This window comes from Paenibacillus sp. DCT19 (assembly GCF_003268635.1).
Classification (GTDB): Bacteria; Bacillota; Bacilli; order Paenibacillales; family Paenibacillaceae; genus Paenibacillus.
Genome location: NZ_CP029639.1, coordinates 3734762 through 3756189, shown reverse-complemented (window position 1 = coordinate 3756189; position 21428 = coordinate 3734762). Strand labels below are relative to the sequence as shown.

Below are 21428 nucleotides of genomic sequence, written 5' to 3'. Positions count from 1 at the left end.
TGGAGTTGTTTAATTTTGACTCTGGGTTAATAAACGTTTTAAAATGATGTTGAATGGAGTGATAGACATTATGGCGAAACGTGCAATGACCCCCGAGGCAAAAGCCCTTAAAGCGAAGGCTATTATGGATAAAGCAGCCGAAATGTTTCTTGAATTGGAATATGATAAAATTAAGATGTCTGATATCGCCAAGCAGATGGGGATGTCCAATGGAATTTTATTTGTGTATTTCAAAACAAAAGAAGCATTGTTTTTCAGTGTATTGTGCAGAGAATACGTGAAAAGGCTGGATCGTTTGGGTGAGATGGTATTACGTATGCCTGTACGAAGTTTTGAGGACTTCAAAACTCTGCTGATGGATGAGCTGATGGAATTAGTTGACGATAATCCACTTTATGTCAAACTGGAATCGATGCGTACAGCCGTGTTCGAGAAGAACGTGGATGCAGAAACCATGTTAAATCATAAGCTCGATCTCTATAAACGTATGACTGCTCTGGTGACGATCATATGTGAATTCGAAGCCGTGACTCCTGAGGACGTAATGGAAATATTACAGGCTGAGGCGTCCATTATGACGGGCTGTAAACTAACTGCAACGTTGCCTGAGGAGGTTGTCGAGATCATTAAACAGAATGGACTGGACGGTCTTCAGCGCAATTTCAGGGAAGATGTTCGGAAAACCATGCTAAGTTACTTGGACGGCTACTACAATAACTTTATAGTTACCCGTTTCTCAGAAGGAAAGGCAGATCATTAATTCGGATACTGCACAAAAGTCGCTAATTAGCGGCTTTTTTTATTCTAAAGTACAAGTTAAAGTGCCAGTGCCAGTCTTGAGCCGAAGGTATAAAAACATTGTCTAATTGCTGATTTGGTTGATATCTAGTAGGTGTGTATATTATATGTTATGATACATAGGAAAATTGAACCAGTTAAGGGAGTGTTAGAAATGAACAAAAAGGTACTTGTAACTTCTGTGTTATCTCTGTTTCTTTTAACGAGTGCAACAAGTGTATTTGCTCATCCGGGAAGGACAGATTCGAATGGAGGGCATACGTGTTGGACAAATTGTTCCAAATGGGGACTAGAGTACGGACAGTATCATTATCACAATGGCGGTAGCTCATCATCCTCATCTTCTTCAAGTTCCAAATCATCGGGTAGTTCATCCTCATCGTCTTCCAAAAAAACAACCCCAGCAAAACCCAAAGAAACTAAACCACAATATACGGAATCTTCATTGAAAGTATATGTTAATGACCAAAAAGTAGATTTCACGAATAAGCCTGTACAATATCAAGGGAGTAATTTGCTTCCTTTACGAGACATTGCAGATGCATTAGATGCTACATTTACATACGATCCGGATACTGCAACGATCGGTCTGACAAAAGATAAATTCAAGGTTACCCTTACGATTGGAAGTAAAACTGCATTTTATAACGGTAAGGCTGTTACATTAAGCACAGCTCCAAAAGTAGTTAATGGTGTAACTTACATTCCAGTACAATCTATTAAAGGATTAGGCGCAACCTTGCAATTAAATGCTAGTAAAAATACGTTAAATATTGAGATATAAAACGTAGTGGAAGGGCTAAGCTTCATTTTGTGAATAAGGTATAATTAGGAATTCGCTCGTTAATATCTATCAAATTATTGTTGTAATCTCGACATCATTTAGATATTATAAATCTACAAATAAATATCATGCTTGTTTTTATCCCCGGGTAAAAACGATTTTAAAGCATTGAGTCTTATTCCCGTTAGGGCCTATGAATGTAGGAGGGATGAGATTCAATGCTTTTTTAATTCTTTGATGTGGAGGTAGTATGACGGATGCGATTTTTAAGTGATAGAGATGTTAGACAAGTATTGAATGTTCAACAAGCCATCCATCTTGTTGAGACGGTGTACCAAGCTAAAAGTGAAAATAACACGGAGACTTGGCCAACAATCTTTTATGATTTTGAGCCGGGTAAGGCAGATATGGACATCAAATCAGGGTATCTCAAGAGCGATAAGGTATTCGGACATAAGACAGTTACATGGTTCGCTGATAATGAAGCAAAGCAGATGCCGACTCTCATGGGACTAATCACCGTTTTCGATGCTGAAACAGGTAAAACTGTAGGAATAACCGAGGCTGCATATATTACAGGCATCCGGACAGGAGCTTCAGGAGCAATTGGTGCTAAATACTTAGCTAGAAAAGAATCTGAAAATCTACTTGTTGTGGGATCTGGTAACCAAGCTATTTTTCAAATAGCATGTGCTTTGTTTGCTCTCCCTACGTTAAGAATGATCCAGGTTGCAGGTAGGGACAAAGCGAAATTAAAACAATTTGTTGATGCTATCCCACATAGACTGCAAATCGAATTTGGGATGAACGTAGAGAAAGTTAAATTTGAGGAAGTAAACTCCTTGGAACAAGCAGTGAAACGCAGTGATATCATCATTACTGTAACGGCATCCAGATCGCCAATCATTAAGAGGGAATGGGTAAAACAAGGCACACATATTTCTTGCATCGGTGCAGATATGGCTGGAAAACAGGAGATTGAATCAAGCCTGATCTCGGAAGCCTGCCTTTTCTTGGATGATCAAGAACACTGTAAGCAAGTCGGTGAGATTGAAATCCCACTTAAAGAAGGAGCGATTACAGAGGGGGATTTACGTGGTGAAATTGGTGATGTGATTCTAGGAAAAATAAAGGGAAGAACCAGTAACGAACAAATTACAGTCTTTGATGCTACGGGTATGGCAATCTTGGATATCTATGCAGCAAAAATGGCATTACAGGCTGCTGAGGGAAAAAATCTTGGAGTTAAATCTGAAATCTAAGGGAGCATTAGAAATGACTTTTAGCTATGAACATGTAATAAATGCCTATGATCGAATCAGGAACTATGTAATGAAAACACCACTTGAAGAGTCCTTTTATCTAGGTGATGACGATAGTAGATTTTTTTTCAAACTGGAGTCTCTTCAGCGAGCAAAGAGCTTTAAAATCCGAGGGGCTCTAAATAAAATGATGACGCTAACTGAAGAAGAAAGAAACTGTGGTGTTGCTGCAATCTCCTCAGGTAACCATGGAAGTGCTGTAAGCTACGCTGCATCAATTCTTGGAATAAATAATGTTGTTGTAATCGTCCCAGAATCAACACCCCAAAGTAAAATTGATAAAATTAATTATTTCGGATCAGAAGTAATGAAATTAGGTAAAGATTTTGACGAGGCTCATGTGTTAGGCATGAAATATATTAATGAACAGGGTCTAACCTATATCGATGCATATTATAGCGATCCAGAAATTTATGGTGGGCAAGGGACGGTAGCTATTGAAATACTAGAGCAAAACAAAGATATTGATACAATCGTAGTCCCCATAGGCGGAGGTGGCCTTATAACGGGTATTGCTGTTGCTGCAAAATCGATCAATCCGTCAATTCGTATTGTTGGCGTTCAAACAGAGGCATGCCCGGCTATGTTGAAATCTTACGAGGATCACATCTTCTATGAAGAATATCCGAACGAAGAGTCATTGTGTGACGCGCTACTTGGTGGAGTCGGAAAATTGAGCTTCGAGATGGCTAAGTATTACGTAGATGATTTTATCGCAGTGTCTGAACGCTCAATCGCCAAAGCAGTTAGTTTTATGGCCAAAGAAGAAAAATACATCGTTGAAGCTGGGAGCGCTACAACAGTTGCGGCTATTATGGATTATAAAGAACGTATTGGAGGTAGAAATGTAGCACTTGTTATAAGTGGTGGGAACATTGATGGAAATGTATTAACGGATATTTTGTCTAAATATTAATTATTTCTTTCAAGTTACTAGAAGAAGTGCTGATGAATCATGGGTTTCTCTGATCCAAAATAATGTTGACGTTAATGGTAAGCAAATTTTTTTGAAAAGTACTGCGCTGATCATCTGCACGTCTGGGATCCTGGTGACCATTTTATCTTTAGACAAACAAATAAGGCAGGGGATTTGTAATGGACTCTTGCATTGCTTAATTTTAATATAGGGTAGAAGAGTTAAATTAATATGGATTGTTTGAAAGCGGCCTTGGAGGTGAGGTACGATGGGCGAACAGAATGATGTAAAAAACCAACAGCAAATAAGCTCAAGATTAGCCATCCAAAATGTACTGCTTGATTCTCGTCAGCCTGCTTTAATCTGGGTCACTCTGATTTATGTGTCTGCCTTGTTCTCTCAGTTTCCCGGGTTTCCCACAGCGTTTGAATTGATTATGTTTACAGGTCTTATGCTGATCCACATTTTGCTACATTGGTATGCCGGGAGCATTGTGGATCGGAGACACTGGGTATATTTTGTGGTGCAAGGATTGATCGTCCTGGGTTGTGTAGCTATCATGCCTAGCACTCATCCCATCATCTTTATAAGTCTATTAACAGCTTTGGTCGGGCAAAGTATAGGGGTGTATGCGGAACGGGTTAAGGTTTTATGGGTTTCTGCTTTTTATGGAGTTCTGTTTTCACTAGTTTGGCTCCGAACGACTGAGGATTTGTTAACCACATTGCCTTCACTCTTTTTTGTAACGTTTTTTGTGATAGGTTATGCTTCTTTGTTTTATAAGCAAGTTCGTGCTAAATGGCAAACCCAGTCGTTTTTGCGGGAATTAGAAATTGCGCATAGGCAGGTGGAGGCGCTAACGATTGCCAACGAGCGCCAGCGAATGGCTCGTGATCTCCATGATACCTTAGCACAGGGGCTGGCAGGTCTGATTATGCAACTGGATGCCGTGGATGCTCATTTGGAGAACAGTAATACACATCGCGCTCATGAAATTGTTCAGTTGTCCAAAGCCCACGCCAAACGTGCTCTCTCCGAAGCAAGAAGCGCCATTGACAATTTGCGTTCGCATGCCGCAGAGGCCATAGACATATCCAAAGCAGTGCAGGCTGAAGTTGAACATTTCACGCATACGACAGGGATTCAGATCTCCACCCAATTATCGCTACACGATCCGCTAGTACCGAAGCTGATTCACGAGCATAGTTTGCTGATCATCCGGGAATGCCTGGCTAATACAGCCAAACACGCTCGTGCTGCAAACGTAGAGGTTGCGGTTGTTGCAGGTGAAAATAAGATTGAGCTAAGGATAACGGATGATGGGATAGGTTTTGATACCCGAGTGATCAAGAAGCAATTCGGCAGCTATGGTTTAATTGGTTTGACTGAACGGGTCAGAATTATGGGTGGTGATATCAGCATTAATAGCGGGTCGCAAGGCACCCGTGTGATGGTTAACATTCCATTATATCAGGAGGATATTAACTTATGACAATCAGGATTCTGATAGCAGATGACCATCTGGTCGTTCGCGAGGGACTTAAGCTGATCCTGGAAACCAATTCAAGGTACACGGTAGTCGCAGAAGCTTCCAATGGTGTGGAAGCGCTCCAACTGGCGGATGCTTATAGTCCGGACATTATACTATTAGATCTTAACATGCCTAAGCTGGATGGCTTAGCCACCATGACTGGACTTAAAGAAAAAGGACATGATATGCCGGTTATTATCTTGACTACATATAATGAAGACGACATGATGATTCGTGGACTGGCGTTGGGCGCAAAAGGTTATTTGCTAAAGGATACGGGGAGAGAGATGATATTCCGTTCCATTGAAGCAGCGATGCGGGGAGAAACGCTGTTGCTTCCGGAGATCACTGACAAAGTATTCGCTAAACAGACCTTTGAAAAGACGACAGTACCATCTACTACGGCCAACATATCTATTACCGACAAGGAGCTGATTGTGCTTCAAGCCATTGCACGTGGATCTCGAAGTAAAGAGATTGGTTTAGAAATGGGGATATCTGAACGCACCGTAAAAGCTCATTTAACTACAATTTACAATAAGTTGGGGGTCGACTCGAGACCGCAGGCGGTTGCTGTCGCGGTGGAGTGGGGCATTCTACATTTTTAATCAAACTGTAAAGAAGCTTGTCTGAATTTGCCCGATCGTACATTTGGGGATTGCCCTTTTGTACGATTTTTTTTCGTTCTCCTCCAATTATGATAGATGCAGTAGTACAAGAGATTTCAAATGGAGGAGAAATGATGAAAAAACTAGTGACAATAATCCTGACAACAGCTTTCGCACTAGTCCTGCTATCTGCTTGTGTTGCGAATAACGGGACTCCCACTAAGGAGAACTTTGCGAAGGAAGACGTGACGAAACCAGAAAACAACAGCCAATTGAAAAAGGAGGAATCTTTGGATATGGAAACTAAAGAGGGTTCGATCTACAAAGAATTTCCGAAACCAATCGGCAATTATACGGTGGGACGGACACAGATGGACTTCAAGTACACCGCATCCGACCAATCGGAAAGGGAATTAACAGCGTTATTTTTTTATCCGTCCGACAGTAGTGAAGACAAATCAACGGCAGAATATGCTTTTCCTGAGTTTCATTCTCTGAGAAATGAGCTTCTTGTGAAAATAGGCGCTCCACTAGGCGAGCAGCTTTTTGATTCGAATTTTAAGACGTGGTCATACGATGATCTGGCCTTGTCTAAGCAGGAAACGCAATATCCCGTTCTATTCTTCAGCCATGGTGCGGGCGCTTATCCGCAGCAAGGTACTGTGTTTGCCCAAGACCTGGCAAGCGCTGGCTATATCGTGGTATCTATCGGACATGCAGAAAGCGGTGTTTACAAACTGAAGGATGGACGAACGGTTGCTATGACAGAAAAGTTTATGGAAGACTTGACGGCTTACAGTATGGAAGTGGCCTCTCTCATCATGCCACAGCCGCAAATCATGACCGAGAAGTTAGGAGAAGAACAAGCGATCAAGACGTCACGTCAATTAACATCGGCGCCTCAAGCCGTCGAATTTGCGAAATATGCCGTTTTACAGAGCGAAGACATTAGACATGTAGCAGATCGACTGTACGCTATGAATGCGGGTGACATAGAATCTTTGTTTGAAGGTAGATTGCAGTTGGATATCGGCATGGGAGTATTTGGACATTCGTTTGGTGGAACGACAGCGGCAATTGTTAGTCGTGACGATGACCGTTTCGTCGGTAGTGTAAATCTGGATGGAAATATGGTAGGTGCGCTGGACAGCGATCTGAAAAAGCCTTTCATGCAGCTCGGCACAGTACTTGCATACAATACGAATGCTTTTCTTCTTGAATCCAACAGCGAGGATACCTACTTTGCCATTATTGATCAAGTGACACATGGCGATTTCTCGGATTCCATGTTTACGACTACAGACTTAGGCTCCAGAGGAGCCCGGGACGCTATGGAGCAGCGCGATATTCTTACTTCGTATACAAAAGCATTTTTTGATAATTATCTGTTAAACAAGACATTGGATCTGGAGAGCCTCGCATTTGAAGGCGTGGAAATGATCAAAAAGCCATAGTGATAATGCTCTTTGTTCAGGACAAGAACATGATACTATATGATATGAGTAACTTATCGAAGTCGCTATATTTAGCGGCTTTTTTTTGTTTCGTTGAGAAAAGTTTGTAAACTAGCACTATAGAAAGAAAATAGAAGGAATTTTGAATATCCTTTTTATGGTGTATATCACAAATTAGTGTAACTTCTAACTTTCAAATAACGTATAATTTAAAAAGGGTTCAGGCATGAATATATAGGATGGAGGGGCTAGGAATGAACAAATATGTGTTACATATCGTTGCAAGTGTAATTTGCATATTACTGCCTCCTATTGGTCTCTTATATGGATTGTGGGACAGTAACCAACCTAAAGTAGGACCTGTGGGAGATGGAAAACCGATATATCCTACCATACCTCAATGGATATCTATTGTGTCTCCTTTTATTGCTGGAATCATTAATCTACCATTTGCCATTTTTCGTTACAGACAAAATAAAGGCAACTCAAACGTAGAATCGGACTAAGGAGAGTTGGAGAAAACCGTACTGTTACGATGGATTTTACATTGTAAGTGGAAGGGGACGGACATGGCTAAATTAGTGAGTGGACTCACAGTTGTCTTGTTACTTGTACTAATCGTCGGCTGTAGTTCTCAACACGAACAAACTCAATCTCATGCAGACATAATTGGTACAATTATTGAGGTTAATGAGCAAGATAATCAAATATTGATCGAGCATGATGACGTAAAGGGCTCTGCAACGAATTTAATTTGGATAAGTTTAGATCAGGATAGTGAAATAATTGTCGGTGGCGTAGCGAAGTCTAAGTTTGATAATTTATTAGTAAGTAAGAAAGTTGAAGTGTGGATAAAAGATCTTATAGCGCAATCATCACCTCCACAAGCTCTAGCTAATAAAGTTATTATCCAATAATGAGGTGCAGTAATATTGAAGACTTTAAAAGAATTTGTCTTGGACTTACCATACATTATTAATGATGCAAATATTGAATCAATAATGAAAATACAAAAATGCGATTACAACGAAGCAACTAAAATAGATTATGAATTGAATTGGAAATGGAAAAGACGTTCATTTCATTTGCAAACCCGTTGTATTACAGCGATGTATGAACGTTTATTTGGCAAATACAAAACAAAGGATTGTCGGAAAGTCATTATAGAATGTGTAGAACACATTACGGACAAAAAGGTTGTTAACGATTCAGACGTTTGTTCCGTGCCAATCCAATTAAGTTTAAGTGAGTTTAGTGCAAAAAGTGAGTTGGAGAAAAAAAAGGCTACGCTCCGACTGTTAATGAGTGGGATAGAGGAACTTGCTGTAAATAAGAGTTGGGTAGTTGAGCCATTTAAGGAGGTAGCTCTAAAGATAGAAGAGCTAGGTTACGTAAATGAATGGACTTGGAAAAAACCCATGAAAAGCCCTAATAAGAAGTACAATGCTAAAGTTATATGCCATCATCATGTAGAAAGTATGGATATATACATATCTGTTTCACAACGTGATGGTAAGCAAGTGCTCTTAGAGAAGGTGGTATCAGATCAGCCAGATGAATTTGCCTATGCTAGACATTTAGGCGAACTGAAATGGCTATCTGATTATGAATTGGTTTTGATTAATAAAGGTGGCAATGAAAAATTGCTGGTTACAATAGAACAGTGACAGTTGCCACAGGACAAAACATGATTCCTATTATCTAATTGAAGTCGCTATTTTAGCGGCTTTTTGTTTTTCGAAGAAATCGCTATTGATGCAACGAGTTCATTCAAGAAGTTTACCATAACGTACAGGAAAATGGCGTGAGAGGATTAGGCAAACATTTGATCTGATTGGGATAACGCTCACTTTCTCTTATGTTGCATAATGAAGGTGAGGGATGTAGGGTATATGATCAAGCTTGAATGCACATCGTATTCTTTATAGAAAAGTGGAGGGTTTTATATGAAAAAAATGATCTTGAACAATGGGATTGAAATTCCTATCCTTGGATTTGGCGTTTTTCAGATTGCTGATCCAAATGAGTGTGAACAAAGTGTCTTGGACGCGATTGAGGTAGGTTATCGGTTAATTGATACCGCTGCTTCTTATATGAATGAAGAAGCTGTTGGCAGAGCACTCAAACGAAGTGGCGTGGCAAGAGAGGAATTTTTCATTACGACGAAGCTGTGGGTGCAAGATACGGGTTATGAGCGCACCAAAAAAGCATTCGAGAAATCGCTAGAACTTTTGCAACTTGACTACTTGGATCTTTATTTGATTCATCAGCCCTATGGAGATGTGCATGGATCATGGCGCGCTATGGAGGAGTTGTATCGAGAAGGAAAAATTCGCGCAATCGGCGTCAGTAACTTCCATGAGGATCGCTTAATTGATTTAATTATTCATAATGAAGTTGTTCCAGTTGTAAATCAGGTTGAAACACATCCTTTCAACCAACAAATTGAAAATGCAAAATTTATGAAACAGAACAACGTTCAAATTCAATCCTGGGCTCCTTTTGCAGAAGGTAAAAATGACTTGTTCCAGAATGAAATATTGGTTTCCGTTGCTACAAAGCATAACAAATCCGTTGCACAGGTCGTTTTACGTTGGCTGACTCAAAGTGAAGTCATAGTCATTCCAAAATCAGTTCGTAAAGAAAGAATCATTGAAAATTTCAACATCTTTGACTTTGATTTGAGCCAACAAGATATGGAGATGATCGCATCCCTAGATACGAATCAGAGCCTGTTCTTTTCACACCGTGATCCTGAAATGGTCAAATGGATTGGCACTCGGAAGATTCATGATTGATCATAAAAAGCGTGTGAACTTCTGAATAACATGTTCACACGCTTTTAACGACTAAGGAAGAAAACATATCCTCATTGAAGTCGCTATTATTTATAGCGGCTTTCTTTACTCCATCGTATATCAAGAAAGGTGTAACTTTTTTAATAAAACTGTTCAATGTCGGTCATAGACTTAACGTAACTTCCTCAATTAACGCTTCACGGTAAATAAGCCTCTACCAATCACATTTGCTGATATAGGTTGAATCCCAATCTCTCTTGCCCATATGGATAGCTGCCCCATATGATGAATTTCGTGTGCAATGACATGGCGCAAGATCTCACCTTGGGTATAACGTCCTTCATTCCATGGAACACTCACCAATTGGTTATCAAAATCATCTGACCAGGAATCAAGAAAGGCTTTTGTCTCTTGTATCCATGAATTGGAGAGTTCTTTTACTTGTTCCAGTGTTTTATAGTTCTCATACTGGACTTGAATATCTGGTTTACCTTGTATTCCGCGAATCCAGCTATACTCTACGTCTGCAATATGGAAAAGTGTATACAGAATGCAACCTGCTCCACCTATTCTATTCCGCAACAATTCCTCCTTCGAAACTTGCTTGAATAGTTCAAACCATTCATCTCTTACCATCCAGTTATAATGAAATAACTTAATCAATATGTTCCCTCCTTATTCGTAATTAAGCAAGATTGGATCAGTATGTTCTTTTGGATTGCCGTTTGTCTTCAATTTCCTTAAACTATGCTATTCTCTCATTATGGAACAAATGTTCGCGATTATCAAACGTTAGTAGATAAATCATTCTAGTCGCTGCTGAGATTAAAGAATTCGATGCATGGCAAGTGAATAGAAGAGAGAGTGAATATACGATTGACAAGTAAACTTGGCAAACATATAATAACTTCATGACAAGTTTACTTGTCAAAATCCATGAGAAGTATACATAATCCTAGAGCAGAGGTGGAATTTTTTTGAGAAGTATAATAAACAAAGTTGGAAACAGTAGGAGACTTACAGATCGCACCCAATTCAGTAATCCGAAGTTATTAGAAGTCATCGTTGCTGCAGTCGTTTATCTCGCTTTTCTTTATGGCGCTGCGCCAGCAGTTGCAAGATTTTTCTCAAGTGATATCGTTTCAATGGGTCTTGCACTCGCGGCACTGTCCGGCATCATGGGACTGGCTGCATTTGCAGCTGCATATCTGATTCGGATCCGCCGGCTCTCCGTGTTTGGAATCCGAAGTGTGTCCAAGCGGCAAGTGTTGCTCGGCATAATGTACGGAATAGCGGCAGTACTCTTGACCCGCGTAGTTTACATCATAATCTATCTATCCGGTGTGTCATTGGTCAATGTACAAGAGTCATATCAATCTGCATCTACCGGAGGGATCCTCGCATTTGTCTTCCAGATCATCTTCATCGCTGTGCTAACCCCATTGGTGAGGAATTTGCATTCCGTGGTGTTCTTACCAATGCACTCGAGCGATTCGGTCCTTGGTTAAGCGTGTCAATCAGTACCATCGTTTTTGCAGCTGCACATGGCTTCAATGCTGCCTTTGTTCCTGCTGTCATCGTTGGTGCCCTCGCGGCAATCCTCTTTCATCGAACAAAGTCGGTGTGGCCTGGAGTAATTGTTCACTGTGTTAACAACGGAACAGGTGTATTGCTCTCGCTACTTCTCGCGGCATTCGCCAATTAAACGGGAAGCGTCCACAATTTTGTGCGTTCAGAGCGCACTATGTTCTCTTGTGATATTATGGACAAGACTATTGGTAAGACTGCTGGGAGGAATTCACATCAACAAGGATGAAATATTAGCGAAAAGCAGAAGAGAAAACAAGAATAGGGACTTATTTAAATTAGAAGTTCAGTCTAGAGCAGTAAACATTGGTTCTGTTGTAGCCATCTTCCTGGCGACTGTCTTTTTTGTAGTTCAACTTCTGCTGGATGGTGGTTTTAATTGGGGATTGTATGCCATTTTATTCTCTGTATCGGCTACAAGTTTTCTCATTACAGCCTTTCGTTTGAAACGCAGCCTCGACATCGTTTTTGCAATCATCTGCACACTTGCGACACTGATGTTTTCTTTCATCCATATCTATAATTTGATCACAACGTATATAGGGTGAGCCGATGGACAATGAACTGATCTTGAGAAATCATTTGAAAGAAGCGAGAACAGAAAAAAAATTTTCACAGGAACAGCTTGCAAAATTAGTTGGAGTTTCCCGAAATACGATTAGTTCGATTGAAACTGGTCAATTTAATCCAACAGCTAAGCTGGCTTTAATTCTTTGTATTGCTTTGGACAAAAAATTTGAAGAACTTTTTTATTTTGATTAACTCTCTACGTATTTAATTAGAGCTTTTAAGATAATGGGATGCGATAGCAGAAGGAGATCAAGAAAGCAGCCGATCAATGATCGGCTGCCTTTTTGTTCAACTATTCCCCAAAACTCGTTCCAGAGACAACGTATAACGATCCCCATATTGCATTGATTTAGGTACAACTATAACGAATTCATTTTATCTCTTCCTTCAAAAGTGAAATTCAAGTTTTCCACTAGTTTATTCGCCAAACTTTACGCCGGTCATTTGCTCACTAAGTTTCCACAACCGCTCTGCTGCCTCAGGATCGATGGCCCAGGGTAACACACCTGGCATTTCTTCTGGGGTGAACACAGCTTGAGCAATATCAGCATCCAAACAGTATACTCCACCCATACCATTTAGCAGAGAATTGGTAGCACACCATACACTAGTCGCTGCTCCTTGAGCTTCAGTTTTGAGATCACTTCCGAAGTCCAATCCGCCAAGCTCTTCTTTGGACAAAAACCGGGACAAGTCTGTATAGATTGCACCAGGGTGAACTGAGAACGCACGGATTCCGTGACTAAAACCTAATCGATCTAATGAAACGGCAAAGAGAGCATTAGCGGATTTTGATTGACCGTAAGCTTTCCACTTATCATAGGAGTGGTGTTCATAATTCGGGTCATCAAATTCTACGCCCCCTAAGACGATCCCTGAAGAGGAAACGGATATTACTCTAGCCTCACCTGCTTGTATTAATGCTGGCCATAAACGTGCAGTCAACTGAAAATGTCCTAAATGATTCGTGGCAAATTGAGATTCATATCCACGAGAGTCGCGAGTTAATGGAGGAACCATTATACCTGCATTGTTAATCAAAATATCAATCTGACGTTCCGTATCTAGGAAGTGCTGTGCAAATGTATCAATGGACACTGGATTGATCAGGTCAAGTTCTGCTAGCTCTACTCGTGGAATATCCTTCAAGGCTGATCGTGCTTTATCCATGGATCGGGCTGGTACTACGACTGTTGCGCCGGCTTCTGCCAACGCACGGGTAGTTTCAAGCCCAATACCTGAGTAGCCACCTGTTACAATACAAACTTTATTGCTCAGGTCGATTCCTTTCAATATATCTTTTGCTGTTGAATGTTTATTGAAGCCACTAGAAAGAGGTTTCTGAGGAGTGATCATGTAAGTTGGGTTTGAAGGCATATTCTTAGCTCCTTTTTTCATTTGATTTTATATTTTACATACTAGAGTTAACTCTAGGTCAAGAGAAGATAACCTACTTTTATTAAATGCAGTTAATACATAGGTGCAGTTCCGTTACTGTGTTTCGAGCAGAAGCTTGAATTGTGATCACTCGAAAACATAAATTTCTTATCTATTATGTAAGAATGTGTGAGTAAGTCATATAAAAGGCCTTTGATCGGTACAAATTCGTGTCCCGAGCCAAGGACAAGAATTTGTACCGATTACGGTATGGACAGGGTCATAATTCAATGACCGGTTAATCTCAAAAGTAGATGCTTTCCGTAGTTTCATCTGCTGTCATATGACAACAGCAGATTCTCCCTAGCTCTATATTCGTTCAGCTCTTTGTACCATATCCCGTAAAACACGAGCCGTTCGGCTTTTCCGGCCATTTGCTCTACGTTGTATTCTAGCTAATGTTTTTTTGTATGCCTGAGCATCCGCTTGGATTACGAATTGCTTGGCTGCAATTCGTAATGTTCTCTTTAACAGCTTTGCTGAAGAACGTGTTGCTCTATACCGAAATCCTCTGCGCAAGACTCGGAGGGTGTTTTTGTATGTTTCCAAATCTTCAGACGGAGGCACAACGGTAAGTAAGTTAAGTGCAGAATCATTGAGTCCGTAAGTTTCCAACATGATGCGAAGGTTTTCTGTATTTAACACATCCCCTCGGAAATGGGTTGGATGCTCCTGATGGTAGCCCACGACTTCTTTCATGCAGTAAAAGGGTACTTTCAAGCGGTGCAATCTATAGCCTAAATCCCAGTCCTCAAGGCCATAAAGTACAAACCTTTCGTTGAATCCTCCAACCCGTTTCAGTAGACTGCGCCGGACAGATACACACCGAGTAACAAATACCATCCAGGGAGCCACATCTGTGCTGGCAAATTGCTTGATGACACCAGGTGGCATTTGAGATGAGAAGGCAATTCGGGAAAAAGCATCTGTATGATGCATAATATCTGCTGGTGTAATCAGCGGGATAATTTCATTCGCAGCATCTAGTTCAGGACGCCATAAGTTTGAAGCAGCGAGAACCGCACGACAGTGCTCCTTCTCTTCAGGGGAAAAGTCCGGATAGTAGTGGGTATATGAACCACTGAAGGAATAGGGGAAGCCAGAGACAACAGCTCTGGGATGTTTGCGATGGTACTGTCGCACGGTTCGTATAAACTCGGGTAATGCCAGAAAATCAGCATCGCAAAAGATAACGTATGATCCTTTGGCATGTTGCAGCCCCAAATTCCGAATAGCAGATCTGCCGCGTTGTTCTGTCTGCGATACATAAGTCAGTGGATATGAAGCTTGAAAGGCTTCAACCTGTTCTTTTGTGCCATCTGTGGAACCATCATCAGCAACAATGACCTCAAATAAATGCTTGGGGTACGTCTGCGCCTCAAAAGCCGCCAGTGTAAGTGATAATTGATGAGCCCGGTTATAGGTTGCAATAATAATACTGTAGCGGATTGCCATATTCTTGCCTCCCTTAAAAAAGCTAAATAAAGTCAGAAAATGAAACAGACATGTACGAAGTGATATCAGTATATTCCAACTTTTTAACGGAGACTGGTTAAATACCCTATGATCTGGGAAACAGGCTTGGTCGATGTCTAATGATGTATAACCGGCAGATTCATAACATATCCATCATATGACGTCAATTTGTGAGTGGAGAGAGTGGCTCTACCGAAGGGAGTGTATCATGAAAAAAATCTGCTATGCCTTGGCCATTGTATTTCTCAGCTTAACTATAGGGTGTAGCTCAGATGGTGATAGTGGTCATGATCATGCGAATCACAAGGATCATAATCATCACTGAAATCAAAAAAAGAAATGAGCCCGGATAGGGTCATTTCTTTTTTCTCTTATGGCGAATTTTTTATTCTTCACCATCTTCGTATTCATCGTACTCATATTCATCTCCACAATCATCTGCAATGTACTCCACTTGCGGAGCTCGTTTTCTGCGACCCAGCCATTCGATTTTTTGAATGTTTGATTGAAGAATCGTAATGACTCTGCCATTCGCTTTTTTGATGTCAACGTAATCCGTGCCAACATTTAGGAGAACGCCTCTGATTTTTTCGCTTTTCTCTCCAGAACTCACTTCAATGATGACACGATTACCCTTGTGACGGAACAGTTCAAAGTTCAAGTTGTTGTTTATGCCAGCTAACCGCAGCTTAATCAGTGGCTTTACCCCATCAATGACCTGAAAGCATTTATTACGATGGAGAATGTGTTTTGATATAGGCTGATGACAAGCGCAATCGTCGGGAAGATGGTTTACTTTAAGGTCACAGTTTTTGTTCAGCAGAATTCTTAGATGTTTTTTGGACTTTGATCTGGTCGATAATGCTAATTTACGGCTTGATCTTACTCGATTATGACTCATGTGATCCTCCACTTAAATGGTATTTAATGTCATGTATATGCCCAGTTCAGGAGATGTGTCTGGGCATTCGCCCGTTCTGAGTAAACTCAATAAAATTAGGCTGATGTCCAGTGCGATAGTGATAGCCGCCCATATACTGACTTTAACTGATTGCATATAGGAGGAATTATCTCGTGAACACCACATACCAAACGATTGGCATTAGCTCTCCAACGACTGCATTGCCCGAAAAACAATTTGTTGAGTTGAAAGCATGCATAGCGGAAGCGAACCATATTTTGCGATCTTTGGGCAATCCATCTCAACCGACTAATCCAAGGCAGCTTGAACTAAAACTCACTTCATTGAAAGACCAGTATGTGAGAATTCAAACGTCTTTTCGCGGAGGCTTTAGAGCATATGAAGGTTTCTTACTTCAGGCGGGGAGGAATTACATTCAATTCTGGAGTAAAGGTAGACTGCGTTATGTAACATTTGATCAACTGATTTCGATTTCATCCGAGCCCTGTGAATCTGAACTTCTTCAAGAGCCTCGTCATGTCTGCCGAAGCGAAGAACTGAATTGTGAGTTACTATATGCATTTACTGAAACTGTATCCGGAAGCGTAAAGCTGCTTAATCGGTTCTATGGCATCCCGCTAAGCACGGCCCTCCTGCAGCATGCAGGACAACAGGTCGTACTGCAACTGACAGAGCCTAAACGCAAGAAAATCGGTTGTCTGGTAAAGACGACAGAGGATAAAGTCATTATTCAACCTTCCAGTAGACACGATAAACATTGGCTTGAGTCCATCGCATTTGCTGATATCGAAATCATTTCCATTTCCAAGCAGTAAGATTATTAATTAGCATATTTACCCTCCTTGTTACCATATATTTAACTGGTTAAGTTATACCATCATCACGCAACCAAGGAGGGATAATATTGAGTTCTTTGCATTCCTATGATGATAATTATCACACACCTCAACTGAGGGAAAGTAACATTATTTTTGAAGAGCTGCTTGGACAAGAGATCATTGTCATTCTGGATGCTTCTCAGCTAAATATACTAGGACAGACATTCAGACCGATTTTTACAGGCAAGCTAGAACTCGTAAGAGGTGGCTCGATTCAATTAAATCCAGTCATTATCAAGATGCCTAATGCTCCAAACTTCCAGTTCCCAACCCCGCTAAGTTTTCCAATTGAGAATATTGCGATCTTTGCTCCTTTTGGATTAAATAACAGACTTACACTTTCTTAAGGAGGTTAGGAACGATGCTACAGCGAACAGATCATCTCAATATTAATGACCTTAGACAAGAGGCTCTCATTGCTGAATTCACTGCTTCTATCAACGGTAGAATTCTGGTTATTATTGAATCCTATCCTTTTTTTTACGTGGGTCGGATAGTGGAAGTTGAGTCAGATACGGTATCAATCCAGGTCGAAATCTGCAATGTCCCTGAGTTGGATGGTACTACGCTTCGCACGCATATTGATAACATTCAGGTTTACTTTATAGAGACACCTGAGAATCCGATTCCTGAAATACGTATATAAGAGGTGGAATGTGAAGAGGAAATTTCATATTGTTGCCATTTCGGTTCGAATTGTCGTTAACGACTTTGGAGACCACGATCCTGAAGGGAAGATGTATGTTCTCAAGGAAAATGAAGATAAGATTCGCAAGCTTATCGCCAAAAATCCTTTTACAACTGTCGATCTAGTACAACCGCTAATCATCCGGGCTAACGCAGGAGACGATATTGAAATTCTGTTTGAAAACAAGCTGGATCATCCCGCTTCCATACACATTCAGGACGTCGAATACGATGTAACCACGTCAGATGGAGCCGCAGCAGGATTCAATCCCAACACAATAGCTCAACCTGGGGGCTTCATTACGTATAGGTGGCACACAACGCTAGAAGGGATTTGTTACTTTACGGATTTTGGAAACACACTGTCTAGTGAACTGGGTACACAAGTTCACGGACTTTTTGGAGCATTAATTGTGGAGCCAAGAGGTTCTACATGGACCGACCCCCAAACAGGAAAGCCGCTACTTTCTGGTGTGTACGCTGACATACATAATCCTTTCCTGCCTTCATTTCGAGAGTATGCTTGGGTATTTCTCGATGAGATGGAGATTAAGGACTTAACCGGGGATACGCCGTTTAGTCCACATACGTTTCAACCTGAGGCAACACATGCCGTAAATTATAGGTCTGAGCCTATGCGGAATCGTCAACGACTGATTTTAGAAGGAGTGGTATCTCCTGAGACGGAAGGCGAAGAAGTGCATCATGATTCGTGGATGTTTGGTGATCCTGTAACACCTATTCTAAGAGCCTACGTAGGTGACCCTGTTAAAATACGGCTTGTTCATGGCGGAATCAAAGAAACACATGTTTTCCATTATCATGTACATCAATGGCTGTTTGAGACAACGGACTTAGATTCCGAAATTAAAGATTCGCAGGCTATTTCTCCCCAGGCATCGTACACGGTCTCGCCACTCTATGGTGCGGGAAGTATGCAAGGGGCATTCGGAGATATCATCATTCATTGTCATTTATATCCACACTTTGAAGAGGGCATGTGGGGAATGCAGCGGATTTTCAATACTCTCCAGGATGGAACTCAAAAATATCCCAATGGAATGCCGATTCATGCCCTGATACCTCTCCCAGGTCGAACTCCGCCTCCAAAGCCAACCAAGGATAAGCCAGGGTTCCCGAATTTCATTCCAGGGATTATTGGTAAGAAGGCTCCGAGACCGCCACTTGGTATCATTGGTGGACGTGAATCAACTCCACTCGAAATAAACCAGTTTGCTCCGAATGCTGTACCTGGTGCTGTATTTGTAAATCCATGTGATCCTCTTGTTAACCCGGTACGTGAATTTCACATCGTGGCGATTCAGCTTCCGATTGTGTACAACAATCAGGGCTGGCATGATCCACAGGCACGAATCTTCGTGTTGGCAGAAGATGAGGAAGCTGTATGTTCAGGAAGGAAAGCACCTGAACCTTTAACAATTCGTGCCAATGGTGGAGATTGCGTCAGACTTCGGTTTACGAATAAATTCCCTGAGGTCATCGGCGGAAATGCTTTTCAGCTGGTTAACCGCACATATGAAGCAGGTCTGCATGTTCATTTTGTTAAATTTGATCCACTTGTCTCAGATGGAGCTAATGTCGGCTGGAATTATGATTCGGGCATACTTCCGGGTCAGACCATTGAGTATCAATGGTTTGCAGATACTGAATTGAAATCAACCTTCTTTCACGATCATCTATTTGCTAATCAGCACCAACCACATGGTGTGTTTGCGGGAATCAATATTCAGCCCCGAGGCTCCAAGTATTTATCTTCACAGACGGGTGAAGAGATCCGTTCAGGAACACAGGCTACCATTATTAATCCATTTATTCCTGACTTCAGGGAGTTTACGTTAATCGTACATGACTTCGCACTATTATTCGACAAAGATGGAGTGCCTCTAAACCAGCCACCATTCCCAGGTTCTCATGAGGATCCGGGTGTGATGGGAATTAACTACAGAAACGAGCCATTGCAATTTCGTTTAAATGAGCCACACATGGACGCCGCTTATGTGTTCAGCTCTTGGGTTCATGGAGATCCAGTAACACCGCTCTTGCAGACCTATAACGGGGATCCCGTTCGAATTCGACTTCTTCAAGGAGCTCAAGAGGAGTCTCACTCATTTAATTTGCATGGCCAGCGCTGGAGGCGGGAACGGGGGGACTTGGATTCAGATTTGGTTGATCAGCAGCATATTGGTATATCGGAATCCTTTACGCTGGAATTTGCGGTCGAAGGTGTCGGTGACTTCGATATGTTATACCATTATGGTTCCATAGATGATATTTGGTTAGGGAACTGGGGGATTATACGTTCCTATGAAAAAAGTGTACCCCATCTCATTCCCTTACCGGATCGAAAGCGCCCTAAACCTAGAACGGAGCCATTGCCAGTACCGACAGGCGAAAGACCTCCTAAAGCAGTAGAACGAGTGTTGCCTGGAATTAAACGTGCACCCCTCCGGAGTTATGATGTTGTTGCTCTCCAAACACCTGTAATCTATAATCGCTTTGGTGATCAGGATCCGTACAGTATTATTTTTGCTTTAAAGGAAGATGTGAAAGATATTCTGAAAGGAAAAAAGAATCCAGAACCTTTGATTATACGAGGGAACGTAGGAGAAATCGTAGAAGTTAGGCTAACGAACCAACTTCACCACCTTAAATTCCCTCCGGACGATCAGTTCTACCCGGGAGTTCCCGTTAACATGAAATATAGACCCTCCAAACGAATATCGCTGCATGCGCAAATGCTTGAGTATGATGTTCTTAGTTCAGATGGAACTACGGTTGGGTTTAATCCGGATCAAACTATCGCGCCTGGGGAGCAAATAACGTATCACTGGTATATTGATCAACAAATCGGTACCGCTGGTCTAGTCGATATGGCAGATATACGTAACCATAGACACCATGGAGCATTCGGGATGTTAGTGACCGAACCACAAGGAACCGTTTATCTTGATCCTGTGACTAGAGAGCCCACGCGGACGGGGAGTCAGGTCATTATCAGTAGTGGCGGATTAAGTTTAAGAGAGTATTGCATCATCATGCATGACGGCGTAAGACTGTACAATCAGGATGGTATGCTTATTATCGATCCAGAGCCCGTAATTAACATGAATCAAGAAGAAGAGGAACAAGAGACTGAGGATTTTGAAGATCAGGGCTCAAGAGGATTTAATTATCGAGCAGAACGTTTCAAGAACAGGCTTGCGGTCAATCCGAATATTTCCCTTGTCTTCAGCTCCAAAGTTCATGGGGATCCAGCAACGCCTGTATTTCTCGCTTATGTTGGAGACCCTGTGGTTATCCGCATGATGTTCATTTCAGACCGGGCTAGGGCACATACAATAGTGCTTCATGGTCACCAGTGGCTAAGAAGTGATGATGACCTGAATTCGCTGCCTGTATCCTTTCAAGGTCAGCTCAGTGTAGGACACACGGATGATTTCCTATTACTCTATGGTGCAGGCGGCTCACTTGGCATACCTGGAGATTATCTGTATCGTTCAGGAAATATCAGGTGGGACATAGAACTAGGCTTATGGGGAATCTTGCGAGTGCTTGATAAGCCTACTCCAGAGCTGGCACCTTTAAACCCCAGACCTCGAACTAAAAACAAACGATAAGGCACAGAAAAAGACACCTCAG

General features: G+C 41.5%; 22 protein-coding genes. 18 read left to right on the top strand and 4 right to left on the bottom strand.

All coding sequences use genetic code 11. The features are described from left to right. Positions 1-70: 70 nt before the first annotated feature. From DMB88_RS17090 to DMB88_RS17040, 10 genes are all read left to right on the top strand, one after another. Complete coding sequence (locus DMB88_RS17090) at positions 71-760, top strand: TetR/AcrR family transcriptional regulator (protein ID WP_128102328.1); 690 nt, start codon at positions 71-73, stop codon at positions 758-760. Between the two features lie 192 nt (positions 761-952). After that, positions 953-1582: a copper amine oxidase N-terminal domain-containing protein gene (locus DMB88_RS17085; RefSeq protein WP_128102327.1), complete on the top strand. Its 630-nt coding sequence runs from the start codon at positions 953-955 to the stop codon at positions 1580-1582. A gap of 257 nt (positions 1583-1839) precedes the next feature. Next, positions 1840-2844, top strand: coding sequence for an ornithine cyclodeaminase family protein (locus DMB88_RS17080; protein WP_128102326.1), 1005 nt, complete (start codon positions 1840-1842; stop codon positions 2842-2844). Further along, positions 2822-3820: a threonine ammonia-lyase gene (locus tag DMB88_RS17075; RefSeq protein ID WP_254438230.1), complete on the top strand. Its 999-nt coding sequence runs from the start codon at positions 2822-2824 to the stop codon at positions 3818-3820. The genes DMB88_RS17080 and DMB88_RS17075 overlap by 23 nt, the downstream gene beginning before the upstream one ends. A gap of 268 nt (positions 3821-4088) precedes the next feature. Beyond that, on the top strand, positions 4089-5312 hold the full coding sequence (locus tag DMB88_RS17070) for a sensor histidine kinase (RefSeq protein ID WP_128102325.1): 1224 nt from the start codon (positions 4089-4091) through the stop codon (positions 5310-5312). Further along, positions 5309-5959 carry a response regulator gene (locus DMB88_RS17065; RefSeq protein ID WP_128102324.1) on the top strand — a complete coding sequence of 217 codons (651 nt, stop codon included), beginning with the start codon at positions 5309-5311 and terminating at the stop codon, positions 5957-5959. The genes DMB88_RS17070 and DMB88_RS17065 overlap by 4 nt, the downstream gene beginning before the upstream one ends. Before the next feature lie 296 nt (positions 5960-6255). Next, positions 6256-7413 (top strand): alpha/beta hydrolase, encoded by a 1158-nt coding sequence (locus DMB88_RS17060; RefSeq protein WP_164848717.1) that lies wholly within the window; start codon positions 6256-6258, stop codon positions 7411-7413. Between the two features lie 569 nt (positions 7414-7982). Next, entirely contained in the window at positions 7983-8330 is a 348-nt protein-coding gene (locus tag DMB88_RS17050) for a DUF3221 domain-containing protein (protein WP_128102321.1), read from the top strand. A 15-nt stretch (positions 8331-8345) separates the two neighbouring features. Further along, positions 8346-9080, top strand: coding sequence for a hypothetical protein (locus DMB88_RS17045; protein WP_128102320.1), 735 nt, complete (start codon positions 8346-8348; stop codon positions 9078-9080). Positions 9081-9359: 279 nt separating this feature from the next. Continuing rightward, a complete protein-coding gene (locus tag DMB88_RS17040) occupies positions 9360-10211 on the top strand; it encodes an aldo/keto reductase (protein ID WP_128102319.1) in 852 nt (283 codons plus the stop codon). Positions 10212-10400: 189 nt separating this feature from the next. Here the strand turns inward: DMB88_RS17040 and DMB88_RS17035 are convergent, their stop codons facing one another. Next, positions 10401-10874 (bottom strand): DinB family protein, encoded by a 474-nt coding sequence (locus DMB88_RS17035; protein ID WP_128102318.1) that lies wholly within the window; start codon positions 10872-10874, stop codon positions 10401-10403. Between the two features lie 314 nt (positions 10875-11188). Here DMB88_RS17035 and DMB88_RS31375 point away from each other — a divergent pair, with 314 nt between their 5' ends. From DMB88_RS31375 to DMB88_RS17025, 4 genes are read left to right on the top strand one after another with little or no spacing between them, the layout of a single operon-like run. Further along, the gene (locus DMB88_RS31375; protein ID WP_254438229.1) at positions 11189-11719 is read left to right on the top strand and encodes a hypothetical protein; all 531 of its coding nucleotides are present in this window, start codon (positions 11189-11191) and stop codon (positions 11717-11719) included. Next, positions 11614-11916 (top strand): CPBP family intramembrane glutamic endopeptidase, encoded by a 303-nt coding sequence (locus DMB88_RS31370; RefSeq protein WP_368028374.1) that lies wholly within the window; start codon positions 11614-11616, stop codon positions 11914-11916. Before DMB88_RS31375 ends, DMB88_RS31370 begins: the two co-directional genes overlap by 106 nt. Further along, the gene (locus DMB88_RS32090) at positions 11858-12346 is read left to right on the top strand and encodes a DUF6442 family protein (RefSeq protein WP_368028199.1); all 489 of its coding nucleotides are present in this window, start codon (positions 11858-11860) and stop codon (positions 12344-12346) included. The genes DMB88_RS31370 and DMB88_RS32090 overlap by 59 nt, the downstream gene beginning before the upstream one ends. A 4-nt stretch (positions 12347-12350) precedes the next feature. Continuing rightward, entirely contained in the window at positions 12351-12560 is a 210-nt protein-coding gene (locus DMB88_RS17025; protein ID WP_128102316.1) for a helix-turn-helix transcriptional regulator, read from the top strand. A gap of 225 nt (positions 12561-12785) precedes the next feature. Here the strand turns inward: DMB88_RS17025 and DMB88_RS17020 are convergent, their stop codons facing one another. From DMB88_RS17020 to DMB88_RS17010, 3 genes are all read right to left on the bottom strand, one after another. Next, positions 12786-13745 carry an oxidoreductase gene (locus DMB88_RS17020; RefSeq protein ID WP_128102315.1) on the bottom strand — a complete coding sequence of 320 codons (960 nt, stop codon included), beginning with the start codon at positions 13743-13745 and terminating at the stop codon, positions 12786-12788. 369 nt (positions 13746-14114) lie between these two features. Beyond that, on the bottom strand, positions 14115-15260 hold the full coding sequence (locus tag DMB88_RS17015; protein WP_128102314.1) for a glycosyltransferase family 2 protein: 1146 nt from the start codon (positions 15258-15260) through the stop codon (positions 14115-14117). A 406-nt stretch (positions 15261-15666) separates the two neighbouring features. Next, on the bottom strand, positions 15667-16182 hold the full coding sequence (locus tag DMB88_RS17010; RefSeq protein ID WP_128102313.1) for a hypothetical protein: 516 nt from the start codon (positions 16180-16182) through the stop codon (positions 15667-15669). A gap of 173 nt (positions 16183-16355) precedes the next feature. Here DMB88_RS17010 and DMB88_RS17005 point away from each other — a divergent pair, with 173 nt between their 5' ends. The 4 genes from DMB88_RS17005 (at position 16356) to DMB88_RS16990 (ending at position 21406) form a co-directional block, all read left to right on the top strand. Continuing rightward, entirely contained in the window at positions 16356-17018 is a 663-nt protein-coding gene (locus tag DMB88_RS17005; protein ID WP_128102312.1) for a hypothetical protein, read from the top strand. A gap of 89 nt (positions 17019-17107) precedes the next feature. Continuing rightward, entirely contained in the window at positions 17108-17428 is a 321-nt protein-coding gene (locus DMB88_RS17000; RefSeq protein WP_353056273.1) for a hypothetical protein, read from the top strand. 14 nt (positions 17429-17442) lie between these two features. Further along, positions 17443-17727 carry a hypothetical protein gene (locus DMB88_RS16995; protein WP_128102311.1) on the top strand — a complete coding sequence of 95 codons (285 nt, stop codon included), beginning with the start codon at positions 17443-17445 and terminating at the stop codon, positions 17725-17727. 10 nt (positions 17728-17737) lie between these two features. Continuing rightward, entirely contained in the window at positions 17738-21406 is a 3669-nt protein-coding gene (locus DMB88_RS16990) for a multicopper oxidase domain-containing protein (RefSeq protein WP_128102310.1), read from the top strand. Positions 21407-21428: the final 22 nt, after the last annotated feature.